Below are 20222 nucleotides of genomic sequence, written 5' to 3' on the forward strand. Positions count from 1 at the left end.
GCAGGGGAGTGATGGGGATTCCCGATTCAAGGGAACCGAATCAACAGGCGGATCGACCGCGCTGCCGTATCCGACCACTGTACTGCACCGTACCAATTGTATATATGGAATGGGCCCCGGTCGTCCCGAATCTCCCTGAATGCCGGTTCTAACGGGAGGGGACGATCGAGGCCACGTATTGGTTGGTTACTCAGGCTTCCTGCTTGGTCTCCTCATCGGGCACCTGCTTGAAGATGACCTTGAAGATGGGGAAGAAGACCCAGAAGGATATGGCCGAGTTGATGATCATCGTCACCAGATCGGCCACGGTGGTGCCGACCGTTCCCCAGTTCAGGCTGTGCTGGAAGAAGCCGTAGATCGGGTCCTTGTACCAGCCCTGAAGGGCGGCAGCGATGATGGTGATGATGATGTAGGCGAGGAGATACCAGAAAGCGGCCTTCCAAACAGAGGAATTGGACTTGAAGGTGATGTTCCTCTGGAGGAAGAAGTTGATGATCTGCGCAATCAGCAGGGTGATTTCCACAGCCAGGAAGTAAGCCAGGCCGCCGCCTCCGCCGTTGCTGATGGCACCTGCGGCATAGTCGAACAGGTAGTAAGGCTTGCCGCCCACGGTTCCCATGTGCCAGATCTGGAAGTTGGTTCCGACAAGGGAGGTGCCGTTGAAGATGGCCTTGAGCACAGGCATCATGATCAGCTGCAGAACGGTGACACCGTTGGAGAGCAGGAAGAAGACGATGAACTGTGCCGCGGTCTCGTGACGGAAGGAGAAGCGCTGCCACCAGCGGACAATGCCGTACTTGGAGGTGGCCGCCTCCTCTGCGCTGGCGGGTTTTCCGCCGGTCTGTGCGTTCTGGTCACTCATGGTTCAGTTCCTTTCTGGTCCTGCGGTTGGCTGACATGTTCCGGAAGAAGCCTGCAATGAAGCCTCCCAGTCCCTTGCAGACGTGGCCGTTCGGTATACGTACGATCGAATCGACCATGGCCATGTCGATCATGCCGTTGGTCATCTTGCTCATGGCCCTGGGGGGCATGTTGAGCAGGAAGAGGGTATTGAGATCCGGGTTGCCGGTTTTGGCTTCCTGCTTGCGCTCTCGCTTGGACAGGAAGTTGGCGACAAACCGGGCCAGGCCACTCCTGGAGTCCTTCCAGGATGAGATGGGATCGTTGGGGCCGAAGGTGCTGATGGCACCCTGACGCTCGACCGGGTGCCCGAAGAGGGCGGTCATGTTGTCGTCCGTGACCTCTTTGACCTTGCCGGTCAGGTAGGCGCCCAGGGCGGGGTCGGCCTGGTGGGGCTGGACAGTGCCCGCTACGGACAGTGTGCCGGTCAGTTCCATGGTCCGGGCATCCGAACCGATCATGATCGTCCAATCGCCGGATTCGGTCTGCCAGGAGTCCTGGTCCGTATCGAAGTGACGGAAGGTGGTCTGATCGAAGTCGATACGTACGGTCGTGGACTCGCCTGCCTTGAGGGATACCTTCCGGAAGCCCTTGAGCTCACGCATGGGCCTGAGCACGCCGCCTTCCGGTGCCTGGACGTAGAGCTGCGGAACGGTGGCACCGTCGTGCTCCGAATCGTTGGTCAGGGTGAAGGAGGCGCCCTTCTCGTCCAGTGCCAGGTTGGAGTAGGTGAAGTGGGAGTACGAGAGGCCGTATCCGAAGGGGAAGAGGTCTTCTACTCCGGCGGTGAGGTAATACCGATACCCCACGAAGGGTCCCTCGCGGTAAATGGAGTCACGCTCGGACTCCGGGTACCAACCGGAGCTGGGGCAATCCGCGTAGGACTTGGGCCAGGTCTCAGCCAGGTGGCCGGAGGGGTTGGTTTTGCCTGTAAGGATGTTCAGGGTGGCGGACGCACCTGCCTGACCTGACAGCCCGATGTACAGAACGGCATCGCACAGGTCGACCCAGTCTGCTGAGACGGGGGACCCTGCCACCAGCACAACCACCAGAGGTTTGCCGGTCTTGCCGAGGGCCTGCAGGAGGTTCACCTGGGCCCGGGGAATATCCATGGTGGAACGATCCAGACCTTCGGACTCGCTCCGCTCGTCAAGACCCACGCAGGCCAGGATTACATCGGATCCATCAACGGCATTCACGGCCTGGTCAACCAGGTCCTGGTTCATGTCTCCGTGGCGGTCGTAGCCCTGGCTGTAGGATGCCAGTTCCAACCCTCCGGCATGGCCCTGTTCAATCAGCTCCAGGATGTTCTCCTGCCTGGTCGCATTGACCTTGGAAGAACCGGAACCCTGGAAGCGTGCGGTCTTGGCCATATCGCCCACAACGGCCACCTTGGTGCCGGCGGACAGGGGGAGGCGCCCGTTCTTGTTGACCAGGAGCACAGCCGATTCCTCGGCGATTCTGCGGGCCATTTCGTGGTGGTCCCGCTTCTGCTCGTCGGTCAGGTTTCCGTCCGGGTCCATCTTCGGGTCATAGGTCAGCTTGGCCAGTTTGGCGACCTCTTCAGCCCTGGCGTTCAGGTCGGCCTCAGCCAGGTTCCCCTCCTTGACGGCCTTGGCCAATTGACGGACGGAATCGAATCCTGCCTCGGGCATTTCCAGGGAGGAACCGTTGGCGGCTGCTGCCACGGCACTGTTGGAACCACCCCAGTCGGATACCACCATGCCGTCGAAGCCCCACTCCTTGCGCAGGATGTCGTTGAGGAGGTGTCCGTTCTCGTTGGCGTAGGTGCCGTTGACCATGTTGTAGGAGGTCATGATGGCCCAGGGGTGGGCCTGGCGTACGGCAATCTCGAAGGCGGTCAGGTAGAGCTCACGCATGGTCCGCTCATCGACCACGGAGTTGGAGGCCTGCCTGCGCAGTTCCTGGCTGTTCATGGCGAAGTGCTTGGGGGTGGCGGCCACTCCCTGGGACTGGATGCCTTCAATCAGCCCCGCAGCCATGTGTCCAGCCACCTGGGGATCCTCCGAGTAGTACTCGAAGTTGCGGCCGCACAGCGGGTTGCGCTTGATATTCATACCCGGGCCCAGCACGATGTTCACGCCCAGGCTTTTGGCCTCTCGGCCCAGCGCCTCGCCCATGGCCTTGGCCAGATCCGGGTCCCACGAGCAGGCCACGGTTCCGGCGGTGGGGAAGCAGGTGGCCGGCTTGGACTCGCCCATTCCCAGGTTGTCTCCGGCTCCCATCTGCCGCCTCAGCCCGTGTGGGCCGTCGCTCAGGACCATGCTCGGAATGCCTGCCCGCTTGATTTCGCGGGTGCCCCACATAGAATTTCCGGAGAGCAGCGATGCCTTCTCCAGGACTGTCAGATCTTTGACTTCCATTGTGTTCCTTTTCCCTGATGAGATGAGCCCCTGGATTGGAACCCTCATCGCTTCCACAGTCAGCACCGGTGTCTCCACCGCGTAACTCTGCCATATATAGTTCCAGTATCGTCAACCGTTGCGTACGCTGGAATCACCAGAGCATAACCTGTCATTTTTCCGGCATGAATGGTGCACCTGACTCCACCGTTAAATCCAGGAGGATGGGCGCGTCTGTGAGACGGGCCCAGCGGACAAGACGGCGGGGAATGTGGGTGACGATAAAAAAAGAGGGGCGGACGACTTTGTAGTCGTCCGCCCCTCGGTAGAGCCCAGGCCCGGAGCCCGATCAGATTACCTGACCAGATTCATGCCCGCGGGCCTTGCTGTGCTCTTCCCTTACTGAATGGTGTCGTGAGACGGGCCATCCTCTGCGGGGGTGGTCTCCTCGCTGGCAGGGTCCTGCATCCTGACATCCTTGGCCTGGTCGGCCATGTCGGTCAGGGTCTGCACGTCAACCGCACTGCGGCGGGCGTTGAACCTGCGGAAGGCCAGGCACTCGAGGGCGAGGAAGATCAGAGCCATGACGGCGAGAGCCACATAGAGGGCAATCTGCCATGCAGGGGTCTGGACCTTGGGGTCGCCATCTGCGTACTTGTAGCTGTTCACGGCCGTGTACAGGATGTTGTGGCTGGCTTCACGCATGGCCTTGACCGAAGTGGCGCTCTGATCCTTCACATGGTTGGTCACCTCGGTGGTGGCCAGCATGATGTCGTTTCCGTTGCGGATCAGCTGATCGGCGTTCTGGTAGCCATAGACTCCGAAGTAGTCGGTCAGGGCCATTCCTCGGAAGCCCCACTCGCCGCGCAGAACATCCTGCATCAGCGGAGCATAGGCGGCTACGTAGGTGTTGCCGAGGTAGTTGAAGGCGGTCATGGCGGCCTGTGCGCCACCATCGACCACTGCAGCCTGGAAGGGCTTCAGGTAGATCTCGCGGATGGTCTGCTCGTCGGCCCAGGTGGCCAGCATGTTGTTACGGTTGGTCTCCTGGTCGTTCATGGCGAAGTGCTTCATGAAGGAGTAGACACCCTTGGAGCGGGCACCGGCGATCTCGTTGGATCCCATGACGGCGTTGATCTGCGGGTCCTCCGAGAAGTACTCGAAGTTACGGCCGGAGAAGGCGCTGCGGTGGATGTTGAAGGCCGGTGCGTACCAGCCGGCCACATCCATGTCGTGGGCCATGGTGCCGATCATCTCGCCGAAGCGGGTGGCCAGCTCGGGGTTCCAGGTGCAGGCCAGGGAGGTGGATGACGGGAAGCCCAGGGATCCGACCTTGGTGAAGTTGTTGTTCAGGGCGGCGGGACCATCGGCGTCGGTCATCTCGATCTTGCCGATGCTCTTGATTGCCTGGGTGCCGTAGCCGCCCATGGCGATCAGGGTGTCCATCTCCTTGACGGTGAGCTCGTCCAGCAGCTTGTCCCACATGGGGTCGTCGTACTTCTTGTCGCGCAGCTGGTAAAGCTTGACATCGTTCTTCGCCCCGGTCGTGGGCATCTGATCGCTGTCCTTGTCGAACTTCTTGGGATCGTAGTTCTCGTTGTTGTAGAAGTTGGCCTTGGCCTCTTCGGGCATCTCGGTGCTCTTGGGGGCCGCAACCGCATCCTCGTAGTTGGCGAAGTGGTTGGCTCGCGACAGGTAGGTCACTGTGCCCTTGGCGTCATCGAAACGGTTGGTGGCCGCCACCTTATCGATGGAGCGGGGATTGCTCTCATCGTAGGTGATGGTCTTGTTGATGCTGACGTTCTGGGACTCGATGACCTTGTGGGAATCGGAGCGGATGGAGATACCGTAGTCGCCCTGATCCAGCACGTAGGCCTTGGCCGTGTTGGCGTCGTAGGAGGCCATGTCCTCGTCCTTGAAGCTGACGGAGACGGTTTCGCTCTGTCCCGGCTTGAGGACCTTGGTCTTCTTGAAGGAGACGAGGTTGGCGCTGGCCTTTTCGATGCCACCATCGGTGTAGGGGGGATCGAAGTAGGTCTGGACGGTGTCGCGTCCGGCCTTGGTGCCGTCGTTGGTAACGGTCACATCGAAGGAGATCTTGCCGTCAGCGTGCTTGATGTTGCCCATCTTCTGGCTGAACTTGGTGTACGAGAGGCCGTAACCGAAGGGATACTGCACCATCTCGTCGTAGTTGATCAGCCCTTCCTTGGCGGCTGTCTCCCAGAAGCGGTATCCCACGTAGATGCCTTCGTTGTAGTTGATGAAGGTGGGGGTAACGGTTTCGGACTTGCCGGTGAAGCCGACGAAGGTCGCCTTGTGGTCGTCCATGTTGGTGTAGGTGAAGGCACCGAAGTTGTTGTAGGTGGGTGTCTTGGTCAGATCACGGACGAAGGTGTCGGAGGTCTTGCCGGAGGGGTTGGTTGTGCCCTTCAGCACCTCACCCAGGGCGGTGAAGCCGGCCTGTCCCGGGGGCGGGCACCAGAGGACGGACTTGATCTGCGGATACTGGCCGACGAAGTTCAGATCGAAGGTGTTGGCGCCGTTGTAGACCAGGACCACCTTGTCGAAGGTGCCGGTGACCTTGGCGATCATGTCGCTTTCGGGCTTGGACAGCTCCAGGAAGCTCTGTCCATCCTGGAAATCGGGGTCGGACTTGTCGTTGTCGTGATAGGTGAGGTCCTTGGACTTCATGTTGACGGGAAGATCTGCACCCTCGCCGCCGACGCGACCGATGACCACGATGGCGGTATCGGAGAAGTCCTTGGCGTCCTTCATGAGCTTGTTGCTGTACTTGGCGGCGGTCGGCTCGGGAAGGGTCCAGTCCTGTTCGAACATCTCGACCTTGGGGCGGTCCTCACGGTAGTCCGTGTAGAACTTGCTCAGTTCGGTGTTGGTTTCCAGACCGGCTTCCTTGATGCCGTCCAGGAGGCTGGTGGTGGGGTTGTCCGGGGACATGGAGCCCGAGCCGGTGCCACCATAGACGGGATTGGTCGAGGCCCAGCCGAAGACGTTGACCTTGCTGTCCTTCAGGGGCAGGGTCTCATCCGAGTTCTGGAGCATGGTGACGGACTCGCGCTGGATGTCCTTGGCAAGGTCGCGCGCGGCGGTGACGGTGGCCGGTTGGAGTTCGTGCTTGTTGGTCGACTTGGTGATCAGGTTCGACAGGGGGCCCAGGAGCATCGTGGCCAGGGCCACGACGATGGCCACGAAGGTGACCAGCCAGGACTGTGAGTGAATCATCTTGCGGTTGGCGACACTCTTGACGGTGCGCTTGTTGACCGCAATGGTGATGATGATCGCCAGTACCAGGAAAACGCCGATAACCACCAATTCGGGTATCAGCGATTTGAGCACTGCGACTACATCGCTCAGGTTAATACTGAACATGTTCGCTACTTTCTTGTTTTTCTCTGCTAAAGCCTGAACCGGACCACACGAGGCAGACCTGGTCACATAGGAGACAGACGTTCAAGGTTGACAATCCGCTCCACGGTGGGCGAGCGACCTTTAGCTTCATCGACACGCCTTTATGCCATGTCCCCAGTGAACCATGCTGAAACCTTGCTGGACGGCTTCCCTGGCATGAACTGTCGATTTTGCGTCATAACCTGCATGTGGTAGCCGAAGGGCTCGCGAGGACGGGTGCCGGAGGATACGCGCTCCTGACTTGTCCATTATGAAGGATCGGTATATAGTATTGGGAAGAAGTACAAGGTTGTACTAACTTAACCAAGGAAAATCAGAACATAAATACTGACAGAAGAAACAACGTTGTATTTTTGTTTCTCTATATGTGCAAAGGATGGTTGGAAGAGTGGAAGCACCAAACTCCAAGGAAAACGGTTGGACCAAGTTGGTCATTGAGGATCGCGATCCCATCGGCTCGGTCGACAGCAGGCTGTTTGGCTCTTTCGTGGAGCACCTGGGCAGATGCGTCTATACCGGTATCTATGAGCCGGGGCATCCCAGTGCTGATGGAGACGGGTACCGAACCGACGTCATGGAGCTGGTCAAGGAGCTGGGGGTGACGACCATCCGGTATCCGGGCGGCAACTTCGTTTCCGGATACAGATGGCGTGACGGCATAGGTAACCAGAGCCAGCGCCCACGAAGGCTCGATCTTGCCTGGCACTCGACGGAAACCAATGAGTTCGGCCTCCATGAGATGGCCAAGTGGTTGGACAAGTTGGGCGGTAACGAGCTGATGGAAGCGGTCAATCTGGGCACCCAGGGCCCCCAAGAGGCTCTGGATCTGCTGGAATACGCGAACATCCCTTCGGGTACGGCCTTGTCGGAACAGCGCAGGGCCAATGGCAGCGATGCACCATTCGATATTCGCATGTGGTGCTTGGGCAACGAGATGGACGGTCCCTGGCAACTGGGGCACAGGACAGCTCAAGAGTATGCTCGGATAGCCGCCATAACGGCTGCGGGGATGCGCCAGATCGATCCGGATATCGAGTTGGCTGTATGCGGCTCGTCGAGCCACTCCATGCCGACATTCGGCAGCTGGGAGCGGACTGTTCTGGAAGAGACCTACGAGAACATCAATTTCATTTCCGCCCATGCCTACTATCAGCCGGTGTGCAACGATATGGCCAGTTTCCTGGCTTCAGGGACCGATATGGATGGTTTCATCAAGGATGTGGGATCCATCATCGATGCGACCAAGGCCCAGCTGAAGAGCAGTCACGATGTGTTCATCTCTTTTGACGAGTGGAACATCTGGTATCAGGATGCCGAACAGTCGCAGACCCCGAAAGGAATCGGCAACTGGCCGGTTGCCCCACACCTCCTAGAGGATATCTACACGGCCGCCGATGCGGTTGCGTTTGGTGACCTGCTTGTTACCCTCCTGCGCAATGTCGACCGTGTTCATGCGGCATCGCTGGCGCAGTTGGTGAACGTCATAGCGCCAATCATGACTGTTCCCGGAGGCGGCGCCTGGAGGCAGACGACCTTCTACCCGTTCTCCCAGGCCGCTCACCTTTCGAAGGGCGGCACAGTGGTCCGGAGCCTGCTGACCGGCACCGGCCACCAGACCGATAAGTATGGGGTCGTCGATGACATCAATGCTGTTCCGGTTCTGTGCGCCGATGGTTCCTTGGCTGTATTCGCAGTGAACCGCTCTCTGGACAGGTCCAATAGACTCACCCTTGATATCGGACCAACCGGTTCGTACAAGACGGTCGGCATGACCACCCTTCATGAGGAGGACTATACATTGGCCAACACCGTGGAGGCCCCTGACCAGGTGCTTCCCAGGAAGAACGGGCAGGTCGAGTTCCTTCCCGATCGGAACATGATTGTGGCGGAACTCGCGCCGGTGTCATGGAACGTCATCCATGTCGGCTGACTATCCGGTCGATCTGTGTCGGCCCTGACAGCTTATGGAAGGAGGGAACGAGTGACGGGGCCGTGGAACCGGTACCCGGATATTGATTCAAAGGTAGCTCAATCAACCACGGAGAAGGTAGTGAAATGAAGAGATCAATGAGGATTGCTTCAGCTTGTGTAGCGTGTCTGGCCCTACTGTGGACCGGGGCCTGTGGCTCATCGGGTTCGTCGGCAGGTGGCGCTGATAAGGAGCAGACGGTTCACAGCGACGCCAAAGCGAACGACAATGCCAAATGCCAGAACACCATCAAAAAGCCGGGTGTGGAGAAGGTGACGGTCTGGGCCTGGTATCCGTCCATGGAGAAAATGGTGGACAGGTTCAATGAGGTGCATGATGACGTTCAGGTCTGCTGGACGCGTGCAGGTTCAGGGCAGACGCAGTACCAGAAAATCACGACCGCGATAAAGGCCAAGTCCGGGCTGGCCGATGTGGTTCAGATTGAGTATGACGTTCTGGGGCAATATGTTTCCGGCGTCGAAAACCACCTGGTGGACCTTTCCCGCTTTGGTGCAGGAAAGATAAAGAGCGAATATACGCCCGGATCCTGGAACTCTGTGAGCCTGGGCGGCGGCCGGTCCGTGTACGCCATTCCCGTCGATCAGGGGCCGTTCGTCATGATCTACAGGAAGGATATATTCGACAAGTACGAGGTGAAGGTACCCACGACCTGGGATGAGTATGAGCAGGCCGGCAAGGAGCTGCGTGAGAAAGGCTTCACCGGGCATATCGGGAATTATGAACCCAGCGGCAACGGATCCAATGTGACCCTGATGGCCCAGGCCGGTGGCAAGGTGTACCACTATTCGGCCTCTGCACCCGACAAGGTCGGGATCGATTTCACTTCCAAGCCTGCACAGAAGGTCATGGGGTATTGGCAGCGCCTGTCCAAAGAGGGGGTCGTCACCACAGATGATGCGTATACGGCCGAGTGGTACAAGAAGATAGTCGATGGTTCATGGGCCACAGCCGTTTGTGCTTCATGGCTGGTCGGCTCCCTGCGCGGTGTCAGTGGGGCCGATACCACGGCCGACTGGAAGGTTGCCCCGGCCCCCGTTTGGGATTCGACGACTCCGACCGTCAATTTCGGAGGGTCCTCACTCGCTGTGACTGACCAGGCCAAGCACACCGAAATGGCCGCCAAGGTCGCCATGGAGCTGTTCAAGGACGATCAGGTGCAGCATACGGCCATCACTGACAGTGGCCTCTTCCCCACCTGGACTGGGGTTCTTAATTCCCAGTCTTTCAAGGATATGACGGATCCCTTCTACGGTGATCAGAAAATCAACGAGGTCATCGCTCCGGTGGCCCTTGGTTACAAGGGATATGAGTTTCTCCCCTTCCAACCCTATGCCTATGACGAGCAGACCAAGACCTTCACCAAGATTGTCCGCGACGGTGCGGATATCTCTGCTTCCCTGGGCACCCTGAACAAGAACCTGACTATGCACGTCAGCAAGGGTTCACGGTTGAGTGAATGAAATGGTGTGGGCCCGGTACATCCGGGCCCACATCGGGAGGTATAGCAATGTCAACTATGCGAAAGCGATCAGGCATTAAAGCGAAGGACGCTGGGCGGCGTAGGGAGAATGCCTGGGGTTGGTTCTTCACAGCCCCCTTCGGTCTTGTTTTCCTGCTTTTCCTCGTGATACCGCTCATCTATGCGGGGTATATTTCCCTGTTCTCGTACACACAGCTGAAGGGTACCGTCTTTGCCGGGCTGAGCAACTATGCGCGTGCATTCTCCGATCCCATCTTCCTGTCAGGGATGTGGAGGGTGGTTCTGTATGCGGCGGTCATGGTTCCCGTTCAGCTCAGTTTTGCCCTCCTTCTGGCCCTGGTGCTGGACACCATGACCAACAGGTTCGCCTCGTTTTCCCGATTGGTCTTTTTCCTTCCCTATGCCATACCTGTGGTGATAGGTGCTCTGATGTGGGGGTTCCTCTACTCGAAGCAGATGGGGCCGTTTACCTCGATATTCGGTCTTTTTGGCCTGCAGCCCCCAGGGTTCCTGCAACCGGTTGGGATATTCGGTTCCCTGGTCAATGTTGTGACCTGGCAGTGGACCGGGTACTACATGGTCATCCTGTATTCCGCCCTCCAGTCGGTTTCGCCGGAACTGTATGAGTCGGCCAGGATCGACGGGGCTTCAGAGGTGCAGATTGCCTTGAGAATCAAGACCCCTATGATTTCCAGCTCTCTGGTCATGGTGACGGTGTTCGCCCTGATAGGGACGCTCCAGTTCTATACGGAACCGATGATCCTGCGTAATAACGTCCCATCGGTGATTCAGCCTGAATATACGCCGAACATGTATGCCCAGGCTCTGGCATTCAATTACAACCAGCTGAATTACTCGGCGACAATCTCCTTCGCTTTGGGATTGCTTGTGGTGGTATTCAGCGTCATCTTCATGAGACTGACCCGTAATCAGTCCGGGTTGGAGGGCTGAGTCATGTCGACTCGAAACGGTAATTACGGTGCTGCGGCCGGTAGGAAAATACAGACATCGCATACCCTGGCCTATGTTCTGTTGGCCATCTGCCTGGTGTATTTCCTCTTCCCTGTCTGGTGGCTGATCGTTGCCGCAACGAAGAGTAATGCCGGCCTCTTCTCCGGAGCCCACGGTGCCATGTGGTTCGACCGTGATTTCTCGCTTTGGAGCAACATTCGTCAGTTGACCACCTATGAGGGTGGCATTTACTGGCACTGGCTCGTCAACTCGTTCCTGTACGCGATCGTCGGTGGAATCGGCGCCACAGCCATCTCCGTGATGGCAGGATATGGATTCGCCAAATTCAGGTTCAGAGGTCGGAACCTGTACTTCAGCATAGTGCTGGGCGCTCTGATGATTCCCACCACGGCCCTGGTCATTCCGACCTTCATCCTTATGTCTCAATTCGGTATGACGGATACCATCTGGGCGGTGATACTGCCCTCCCTGCTTTCGCCCTTCGGCACTTATCTGATGCGGGTGTACTGCATGCAATCACTGCCCGACGAGATGATGGAGGCTGCTCGCGTAGACGGAGCCGGTGAATTGAGGACCTTCTTCCAGGTATCCCTTCCGATCATGACCCCCGCCATCACCACGGTCTTTCTCCTGTCCGTGGTCGGATGCTGGAACAACTTCTTCCTTCCTTCTGTGGTCCTATCGGATACCAAGTTGTTCCCCATCACCGTCGGTCTAACGCAGTGGCAGGTGAAATCGAATGCTGGCGCAGGGTCCGAGCAGGTGTGGAATCTGATAACTTCGGGGGCGCTGGTCTCGGTCATTCCCCTGATTCTGGCCTTCCTTTTCCTGCAGCGATACTGGGTGGGCGGCCTTACGGCGGGATCGGTCAAGGCCTAGGTCAGTTTCGTCGGGGCGGTATGGGAGCCCGCTCCGACGAAAGCCTTCGCTGGTATGGGGTCTCTGTAAGGTGGGTGACATGCAGAGTCGTCCGACGATCAAGGATGTGGCACGCGAGGCGCACGTTTCCATAAAGACGGTCTCCAATGTCATCAATCAGTCGGGGAGCATGCGGCCCGAGACCAGGAAGAGGGTCGAAGAGGCGATAGACCGCCTGGGGTACTCCATCAATATCTCCGCCAGGAGATTGAAAACCGGCGGATCCAAACTCATCGGTGTAGCGACGTTCGACTTCGCCCAACCCTTCCCCGCCATGTTCGTCGATGCGGTGGTTAAAACTGCCAGGCAAGCCCACTATGGCGTGGTTATCGATACCTATGACTCCAATGGCGCGGGACTCGTCGATCTCGTGGATGAGATTCCCCGACTTGGAGCAGATGGTTGGATATTCCTCGCGGACCGCCCGGTGGAACCCAAATCCCTGCTGAATCAGAACTTCCCGGTGGTGCTGGTCGGTGATTACATTTCCGGCGGCGAGGTGGACAACGTAATGATGCCCAATATCGCTGCCGTGCGTGATGCCGTGGGTAGGCTGCTGGACAGTGGAGTGGACCGCATAGGTCTTATCGGAGCCCCGGACGGTGCCGATAGGCAGACCCTGTTTACGGCCAAGGAGGGTGGTCGGCCGATGAGAACACGGGGTTATGTCGAGGCCTTCGACCAGGTCCACAAGAAAATCGACTGGCGCATTGTGGTATCGGGAAACAAGTGGATCAGCAGCGATGGCGAACGGGCTGTCAGCAACATGCTGGCGGTATCAGATGCGCCGGATGCCATAGTCTGTCTGAATGATGCCCTTGCCTTGGGTGCGATGCACGAACTACAACGGCGAGGATACAAGATTCCCGACGATGTGCAGATCGTCGGATTCGATAATGTCAGCGAGGGAAGGTTCGCAAATCCATCTCTGACCTCGATTGATCCGCATGCCTCGGATTTCGCGAAGCAGGCGGTGGAGATGCTGATCGAACGAATCCAGGGTTATGCCGGACCGGCGCGCTCGCGGGTCACCGACTACAGATTGATTGAACGCGGATCGACCTGGTTATAAGCGCAGAACCGGTTGTGAATCGGTAGAATGGTGGCATGTCAGGCCTTACGGTTTCGAGCCACTCGCACATCCACCAGGCCAGGGTCAACGGTGCCCGCCTGGTCTTCTCCATGAATCCTGCCCCGCGTGAGGCGCCGATTATCCTGTACCTGCACGGTGGCCCGGGCGACGCCTGCATCCCCGTGACCATAAGGTGCAATGCCGAGCTGGAACGAGACTTCCGCTTCATCAATCTGGATCAGCGCGGCAGCGGTCTCTCCTATCACCGCTTTGCCTTGGATGAGGTGGTCACCATCGATTCCATGGTCGAGGACATCCACCAGTTCGTGCTCACTCTTCTGCAGACCTACCAGCAGGATTCCCTGGTTCTGGTCGGGCACTCCTGGGGGAGTGTGCTGGGCCTGGAGATGGCGCGGAGGTACTCCTCGTTGGTGAGGCACTACATAGGCCTGGGTCAGGTGGTCACCATGCAGGGGGCGTTGATGCTCAGGCAGAGGCTCAGTCGGGGAACCCTGCCCAAATGGGGTCAGCGGTTGGTGGGCAGTGAGAGCTCCCAGGCCGATCTGGTCATGTTGGTGCGTGAGCTGATGGACCGCGGCGGTACCAGAACCGCGCTCGGCATATTGGACCGGGCCATGGCCTACGTACGTTCCCCTTTTTATTCCTGGAGTGCCCTGGTCAACCAGCAGAAAGGCGTGAGGCAGTCCCGAGCCCGGCTGAAGGGGGAACTCGAAGCTGTCGATTTCCGCGGGGTCACGTCCTTCGGTGCGCCCGTCACCTTCATCAGCGGCAGGTATGACCGGCATCTTCCGGCAATGCTGGTTGAGCAGTATGCGGCCACGATACGGACGGAACACTGCTTTCTGCTGTTCGAACACTCGGGACACTGCCCGCACTGGGATGAGCCTGCTCACTTCGCCGCTGTCGTCAGGGAACTGTGCCTGAATTAAGAGCGGTTCCGGAAGTCGATCGGATGTAACTTGCATTTAATGGGGGAGTATCTACTAATATATGGAAGCGACGATACTGGTTTGAATCTCGCTGGAGAGTGCAGAGGGGATTCCTGAAAAGGTGAAGGTCGGATTGCAAGGGGCGGCGTTCAAAATGCCGACACGCCGTAAAACCGTTGCAATGATTGAGCTTCTCCGATACTCAAGCGTACCAATTTGCAACAACCAGGTAGTTCGTGTAAATTGTTCTTTTGCTGCCCGACAGCGACAAGGAATCTCCCGGATAACTTGAGACTGTTGGTGTGGTGGTGGTTTGAGAACTCAAGAGCGTGTTTGTGCTACTTTTATAGCTTTTTTGATTGCCAGTCCGATGCCCGCCCGGTTTTGCCGGGTACGCGGGAGCGTTGTGAGGGGTGTCGGGGTTTTTCGTGGGTCTGTTTCCTCCTTATGGAAGCGGATCCGTCAATTTATTATGAGAGTCGTTTCGGCTTCTTCATTGTTTTTTTGTGGAGGGTTTGATTCTGGCTCAGGATGAACGCTGGCGGCGTGCTTAACACATGCAAGTCGAACGGGATCCAGGCAGCTTGCTGTCTGGTGAGAGTGGCGAACGGGTGAGTAATGCGTGACCAACCTGCCCCATACTCCGGAATAGCTCCTGGAAACGGGTGGTAATGCCGGGTGTTCCGCATCATCGCATGATGGTGTGGGAAAGGGTTTACCGGTATGGGATGGGGTCGCGTCCTATCAGCTTGTTGGTGGGGTGATGGCCTACCAAGGCTTCGACGGGTAGCCGGCCTGAGAGGGCGACCGGCCACATTGGGACTGAGATACGGCCCAGACTCCTACGGGAGGCAGCAGTGGGGAATATTGCACAATGGGCGAAAGCCTGATGCAGCGACGCCGCGTGCGGGATGACGGCCTTCGGGTTGTAAACCGCTTTTGATTGGGAGCAAGCGAGAGTGAGTGTACCTTTCGAATAAGCACCGGCTAACTACGTGCCAGCAGCCGCGGTAATACGTAGGGTGCAAGCGTTATCCGGAATTATTGGGCGTAAAGRGCTCGTAGGCGGTTCGTCGCGTCTGGTGTGAAAGTCCATCGCTTAACGGTGGATCTGCGCCGGGTACGGGCGGRCTGGAGTGCGGTAGGGGAGACTGGAATTCCCGGTGTAACGGTGGAATGTGTAGATATCGGGAAGAACACCAATGGCGAAGGCAGGTCTCTGGGCCGTTACTGACGCTGAGGAGCGAAAGCGTGGGGAGCGAACAGGATTAGATACCCTGGTAGTCCACGCCGTAAACGGTGGATGCTGGATGTGGGGCCCGTTCCACGGGTTCCGTGTCGGAGCTAACGCGTTAAGCATCCCGCCTGGGGAGTACGGCCGCAAGGCTAAAACTCAAAGAAATTGACGGGGGCCCGCACAAGCGGCGGAGCATGCGGATTAATTCGATGCAACGCGAAGAACCTTACCTGGGCTTGACATGTGCCGGACGACCGCGGAGACGTGGTTTCCCTTCGGGGCCGGTTCACAGGTGGTGCATGGTCGTCGTCAGCTCGTGTCGTGAGATGTTGGGTYAAGTCCCGCAACGAGCGCAACCCTCGCCTCGTGTTGCCAGCGGGTCATGCCGGGAACTCACGGGGGACCGCCGGGGTTAACCCGGAGGAAGGTGGGGATGACGTCAGATCATCATGCCCCTTACGTCCAGGGCTTCACGCATGCTACAATGGCCGGTACAACGGGATGCGACATGGCGACATGGAGCGGATCCCTKAAAACCGGTCTCAGTTCGGATYGGAGYCTGCAACCCGGCTCCGTGAAGGCGGAGTCGCTAGTAATCGCGGATCAGCAACGCCGCGGTGAATGCGTTCCCGGGCCTTGTACACACCGCCCGTCAAGTCATGAAAGTGGGCAGCACCCGAAGCCGGTGGCCCAACCCGTTTGGGGGGGAGCCGTCTAAGGTGAGGTCCGCGATTGGGACTAAGTCGTAACAAGGTAGCCGTACCGGAAGGTGCGGCTGGATCACCTCCTTTCTACGGAGATATGAGTAAAATCCCCCGCCCGTGTCTGGGTCGTGGGGTCGTGTCCATGGGTCCGGCCGGTCGGTCGGATGGTGTGGGCGTGCTGGCGTGGAACGGTCGAATGGGCTGTGGCATGGATGCGCTGTTGGGTTCCCGGACCGCCACCCTTGTGGGTGGTGTTCCTGTCGCCCATCGGGTTCCTGTGCGGGTGTCGTCCCGTGGCGGGTCCTGGTGGTGTGGTGGTGGTTTGAGAACTGGATAGTGGACGCGAGTGGATGGCTGGCTTTGTGCCTGTCCGTCCGCTTGTATTGTTTCGTCCGAGCCCACATGGTGGGTTCGGGTCGATCGTTTTGTGATCTATTAGTGTGATGATTTGTCGTCTGGCAGTTCGCAGTTGTTGTTGCCGTGGCATGGCCTGTGGTCGTGTTGTCGGTAAGGGCGCATGGTGGATGCCTTGGCAGACAGGACCGATGAAGGACGCGTGGGGCCGCGATAGGCCTCGGGGAGCCGCCGACAGGGCTTTGATCCGAGGGTGTCCGAATGGGGAAACCCGCCAGCCGTCATGGGCTGGCACCGCATTCGTGCGGGGGGTACGCAGGGAAGTGAAACATCTCAGTACCTGCAGGAAGAGATATTCCGTGAGTAGTGGCGAGCGAAAGCGGATGATGGCCAAACCTGTGCCGTGTGATACCCGTCGGGGGTTGCGGCATGGGTGTTGTGGGATTTGGTGCCCGGGTTCCGACGGACCCGGCGGCAGTGATAAAACGACGTGTGAGACGAACGGGATTGAATTCCCGGCCGTAGAGGGTGATGGCCCCGTAGTCGAAGACGCGTCGTCTGCCGATCCTTGTTCCCAAGTAGCGCGGGACTCGTGGAATCCCGTGTGAATCCGCCCCGACCGTGGGGTAAGCCTGAATATACCTGTCTGACCGATAGCGTACGAGTACCGTGAGGGAAAGGTGAAAAGCACCCCGGGAGGGGAGTGAAACAGTTYCTGAAACCGTGTGCCTACAATCCGTCGGAGCCTTTCGGGGTGACGGCGTGCCTATCGAAAAATGAGTCTGCGAGTCAGTGGTGCGTGGCGAGGTTAACCCGTGTGGGGCAACCGTAGCGAAAGCGAGTCTTAAAAGGCGTTTGAGTCGCGTGCCCTGGACCCGAAGCGGGATGATCTAGCCCTGRGCAGGTTGAAGCGYGGGTAAGACCGCGTGGAGGACCGRACSSACCTGGGTTGAAAACCGGGCCGATGACCTGGGGCTAGGGGTGAAAGGCCAATCAAATTCCGTGATAGCTGGTTCTCTCCGAAATGCATTTCGGTGCAGCGTCGCGTCAATGTCTCCATGGGGTAGAGCTACTGGATGCTTGAGGGCCCGTATCGGGTACCGACAGCAGCCAAACTCCGAATACGTGTGAGGTGTATCGCGGCAGTGAGTCGGCGGGGGATAAGCTCCGTCGTCGAGAGGGAGACAGCCCAGATCGTCGTCTAAGGTCCCTAAGTGTGTGCTAAGTGGGAAAGGATGTGGAGTCGCATAGACAGCCAGGAGGTTGGCTTAGAAGCAGCCACCCTTGAAAGAGTGCGTAACAGCTCACTGGTCTAGTGGTTCCGCGCCGATAATGTAGCGGGGCTCAAGCACACCACCGAAGACGCGGCAGTGCAGTTGCTGTACTGGGTAGGAGAGCGTTCCGCATGGGGCGAAGCGGCGGCGTGAGCCGGCCGTGGACCGTGTGGAAGTGAGAATGCAGACATGAGTAGCGAGAGACGGGTCAGAATCCCGTCCGCTGGATGACCAAGGGTTCCGGGGCCACGTTCGTCGTCCCCGGGTGAGTCGGGTCCTAAGGCGAGGCCGACAGGCGTAGTCGAATGGATGAAGGAGTCGATATTCTCCTACCGGCGTCAGACCGCCCAATCCAAGACGTGGAAGCATGCCCTTACCCGTATCGGGCGGCGGTCTTCGGACCGTCCGATGGTGCGGGACCGGTGTGTGGATGCGTGGCGGGTAGCACAGGAGTGACACGGAACGGGAGCCGGGCCGCGGTGGTGGTTATCCGTGGTCAAGCATGTGGCGCGTCGGGCAGGCAAATCCGTCCGGCATGAGCGTGAGGTGTGATGATGGGGGGCCTCGTGCCCCGAATCCGGTGTGCCGTTCCGTCAAGAAAAGCTTCGGTGCGAGGGCTGTCGCCGCCCGTACCCTAAACCGACACTGGTGGTCAGGTAGAGTATACCAAAGCGATCGAGCGAATCCTGGTCAAGGAACTCGGCAAATCACTCCCGTGCCTTCGGTATAAGGGAGACCCCTTGCGGTGAGGCGCCCAGCGCGCGGAGCCGAGGGGGGTGGCACAGACCAGGGGGTAGCGACTGTTTACCAAAAACACAGGTGCATGCGAAGACGAAAGTCGCTGTATATGCACTGACGCCTGCCCGGTGCCGGAAGGTTAAGAGGATCCGTCATCCCCTTCGGGGGGGCAGCGGTGAATTCAAGCCCCGGTAAACGGCGGTGGTAACTATAACCATCCTAAGGTAGCGAAATTCCTTGTCGGGTAAGTTCCGACCTGCACGAATGGCGTAACGACTTCCCCACTGTCTCGACCAGGAGCTCGGCGAAATTGCAGTACGAGTAAAGATGCTCGTTAAGCGCAGAAGGACGAAAAGACCCCGGGACCTTTACTATACCTTGGTATTGGCGTTAGGTGCGGACTGTGTAGCATAGGCGGGAGGCTTCGAAGCGGGTGCGCCAGCATCCGTGGAGCCGAAATGTGAAATACCGCTCTGTCCTCATCTGGCCTCTAACCTCGACCAGTCATCCTGGTCAGGGACAGTGCCTGGCGGGTAGTTTAACTGGGGCGGTTGCCTCCCAAAGAGTAACGGAGGCGCCCAAGGGTTCCCTCAGCCCGGTTGGCAATCGGGTGTTGAGTGCAATCGCACAAGGGAGCTTGACTGCGAGACCGACGGGTCGAGCAGGGACGAAAGTCGGAGATAGTGATCCGGTGCCGGCGTACGGACGCGGCATCGCTCAACGGATAAAAGGTACCCCGGGGATAACAGGCTGATCATCCCCAAGAGTCCATATCGACGGGATGGTTTGGCACCTCGATGTCGGCTCGTCGCATCCTGGGGCTGGAGCAGGTCCCAAGGGTTCGGCYGTTCGCCGATTAAAGCGGCACGCGAGCTGGGTTCAGAACGTCGTGAGACAGTTTGGTCTCTATCCTCTGCGCTCGTTGGAATCTTGAGGAGMCCTGCCCATAGTACGAGAGGACCTGGGTGGACGAACCTCTGGTATGCCGGTTGTCGCGCCAGCGGCACGGCCGGTTGGCTACGTTCGGATGGGATAACCGCTGAAAGCATCTAAGCGGGAAGCCCCCTCCAAGATAAGGATTCCATGGAACCTCGGTTCCTGAAGACCCCATGCAGAACACATGGTCGATAGACCGGACGTGGAAACCCCGCAAGGGGCGAAGCCGACCGGCACTAATGGTCGAAGACAACACAACACCCACCCCCGTCGAGGGGTGGAGGCATCGACACCACTGCGAACGAGACCTGCGGCAATGAACACGAACGGCCACAGGCGATCGACAACGAAACACGCGTCCACCGTCCGGTCCCCGAACCGTCACCACGACCCGCCCGCCGCGCCAAGCGCAGGGCCGGTACAACAGAATTTGCGGCGGTCATGGCCTGGGGGAGACGCCCGGTCCCATTCCGAACCCGGAAGCTAAGACCCAGCACGGCAATGGTACTGCACTCGGAAGGGTGTGGGAGAGTAGCACACCGCCGCTCCACAACATCGGACAGGGGTCCCGCACGGCACACGCCGCACGGGACCCCTTCCACATACACCGACACCCCCACCCACAACGCTGCGGGACCCAACCGAACCGCCGGACACCGCCCTGACGGACACTGCTACAACCGGGCCCATGCCTGCCCCGCTCCGCGCCCGCCCCTTCGGCCGCAGATGGAAGGCACCCCTCGCATCACAAGCACCACCACACCCACGTTCTGCGCTCTTTATGAATGGCTGAAGCCATCGCAAACGGGGACGTGCGAATAGGCCTGCTGATGCCTGCGGATGATTCTGCGGACAAAGCATCGATTGAGGCGTCATAATGTATGTATCGATTACATCAGGCGTGAGTA

At 58.7% G+C, this 20222-nt stretch carries 9 protein-coding genes and 3 rRNA genes; 9 read left to right on the forward strand and 3 right to left on the reverse strand.

Going from position 1 to position 20222, the window contains the following annotated elements:
- Positions 1–190: 190 nt before the first annotated feature.
- The 3 genes from bcor_RS00065 to bcor_RS00075 all read right to left on the reverse strand — a co-directional run bounded on the left by bcor_RS00065 (position 191) and on the right by bcor_RS00075 (position 6650).
- The gene (locus tag bcor_RS00065; protein WP_197068958.1) at positions 191–862 is read right to left on the reverse strand and encodes a hypothetical protein; all 672 of its coding nucleotides are present in this window, start codon (positions 860–862) and stop codon (positions 191–193) included.
- Complete coding sequence (locus bcor_RS00070) at positions 855–3284, reverse strand: glycoside hydrolase family 3 C-terminal domain-containing protein (RefSeq protein ID WP_033498488.1); 2430 nt, start codon at positions 3282–3284, stop codon at positions 855–857. The genes bcor_RS00065 and bcor_RS00070 overlap by 8 nt, the downstream gene beginning before the upstream one ends.
- Positions 3285–3662: 378 nt before the next feature.
- Entirely contained in the window at positions 3663–6650 is a 2988-nt protein-coding gene (locus tag bcor_RS00075) for a glycoside hydrolase family 3 protein (RefSeq protein WP_081870279.1), read from the reverse strand.
- A 415-nt stretch (positions 6651–7065) separates the two neighbouring features.
- On the opposite strand from bcor_RS00075, the gene arfA reads away from it, so the two are divergent.
- The 9 genes from arfA (at position 7066) to rrf (ending at position 19862) form a co-directional block, all read left to right on the forward strand.
- Positions 7066–8619 (forward strand): arabinosylfuranosidase ArfA, encoded by a 1554-nt coding sequence (gene arfA / locus bcor_RS00080; protein WP_051875546.1) that lies wholly within the window; start codon positions 7066–7068, stop codon positions 8617–8619.
- Positions 8620–8756: 137 nt separating this feature from the next.
- Complete coding sequence (locus bcor_RS00085; RefSeq protein ID WP_158332611.1) at positions 8757–10139, forward strand: ABC transporter substrate-binding protein; 1383 nt, start codon at positions 8757–8759, stop codon at positions 10137–10139.
- Between the two features lie 56 nt (positions 10140–10195).
- Entirely contained in the window at positions 10196–11110 is a 915-nt protein-coding gene (locus bcor_RS00090) for a carbohydrate ABC transporter permease (RefSeq protein WP_033498489.1), read from the forward strand.
- A gap of 3 nt (positions 11111–11113) precedes the next feature.
- A complete protein-coding gene (locus bcor_RS00095) occupies positions 11114–12010 on the forward strand; it encodes a carbohydrate ABC transporter permease (protein WP_081870280.1) in 897 nt (298 codons plus the stop codon).
- 79 nt (positions 12011–12089) lie between these two features.
- Positions 12090–13121 carry a LacI family DNA-binding transcriptional regulator gene (locus bcor_RS00100; RefSeq protein ID WP_033498490.1) on the forward strand — a complete coding sequence of 344 codons (1032 nt, stop codon included), beginning with the start codon at positions 12090–12092 and terminating at the stop codon, positions 13119–13121.
- Positions 13122–13156: 35 nt separating this feature from the next.
- The gene (locus bcor_RS00105; protein WP_051875548.1) at positions 13157–14071 is read left to right on the forward strand and encodes an alpha/beta fold hydrolase; all 915 of its coding nucleotides are present in this window, start codon (positions 13157–13159) and stop codon (positions 14069–14071) included.
- 503 nt (positions 14072–14574) lie between these two features.
- Positions 14575–16099, forward strand: a 16S ribosomal RNA gene (locus tag bcor_RS00110).
- Between the two features lie 410 nt (positions 16100–16509).
- Positions 16510–19573: ribosomal RNA gene (locus tag bcor_RS00115) — 23S ribosomal RNA — on the forward strand.
- 172 nt (positions 19574–19745) lie between these two features.
- Positions 19746–19862: ribosomal RNA gene (rrf, locus tag bcor_RS00120) — 5S ribosomal RNA — on the forward strand.
- The 16S, 23S and 5S rRNA genes sit together here, the layout of an rRNA operon.
- Positions 19863–20222: the final 360 nt, after the last annotated feature.

The sequence above is a fragment of the Bifidobacterium coryneforme genome (assembly GCF_000737865.1).
GTDB lineage: Bacteria > Actinomycetota > Actinomycetes > Actinomycetales > Bifidobacteriaceae > Bombiscardovia > Bombiscardovia coryneformis.

Excerpts from the sequence above, each read along its gene's own strand:
- bcor_RS00095 (WP_081870280.1), top strand. The coding sequence starts at position 11,114 with ATGTCGACTCGAAACGGTAATTACGGTGCTGCGGCCGGTAGGAAAATA.
- bcor_RS00090 (WP_033498489.1), top strand. The coding sequence starts at position 10,196 with ATGCGAAAGCGATCAGGCATTAAAGCGAAGGACGCTGGGCGGCGTAGG.
- bcor_RS00105 (WP_051875548.1), top strand. The coding sequence starts at position 13,157 with ATGTCAGGCCTTACGGTTTCGAGCCACTCGCACATCCACCAGGCCAGG.
- arfA (WP_051875546.1), top strand. The coding sequence starts at position 7,066 with ATGGTTGGAAGAGTGGAAGCACCAAACTCCAAGGAAAACGGTTGGACC.
- bcor_RS00070 (WP_033498488.1), bottom strand. The coding sequence starts at position 3,284 with ATGGAAGTCAAAGATCTGACAGTCCTGGAGAAGGCATCGCTGCTCTCC.
- bcor_RS00085 (WP_158332611.1), top strand. The coding sequence starts at position 8,757 with ATGAGGATTGCTTCAGCTTGTGTAGCGTGTCTGGCCCTACTGTGGACC.
- bcor_RS00100 (WP_033498490.1), top strand. The coding sequence starts at position 12,090 with ATGCAGAGTCGTCCGACGATCAAGGATGTGGCACGCGAGGCGCACGTT.
- bcor_RS00065 (WP_197068958.1), bottom strand. The coding sequence starts at position 862 with ATGAGTGACCAGAACGCACAGACCGGCGGAAAACCCGCCAGCGCAGAG.
- bcor_RS00075 (WP_081870279.1), bottom strand. The coding sequence starts at position 6,650 with ATGTTCAGTATTAACCTGAGCGATGTAGTCGCAGTGCTCAAATCGCTG.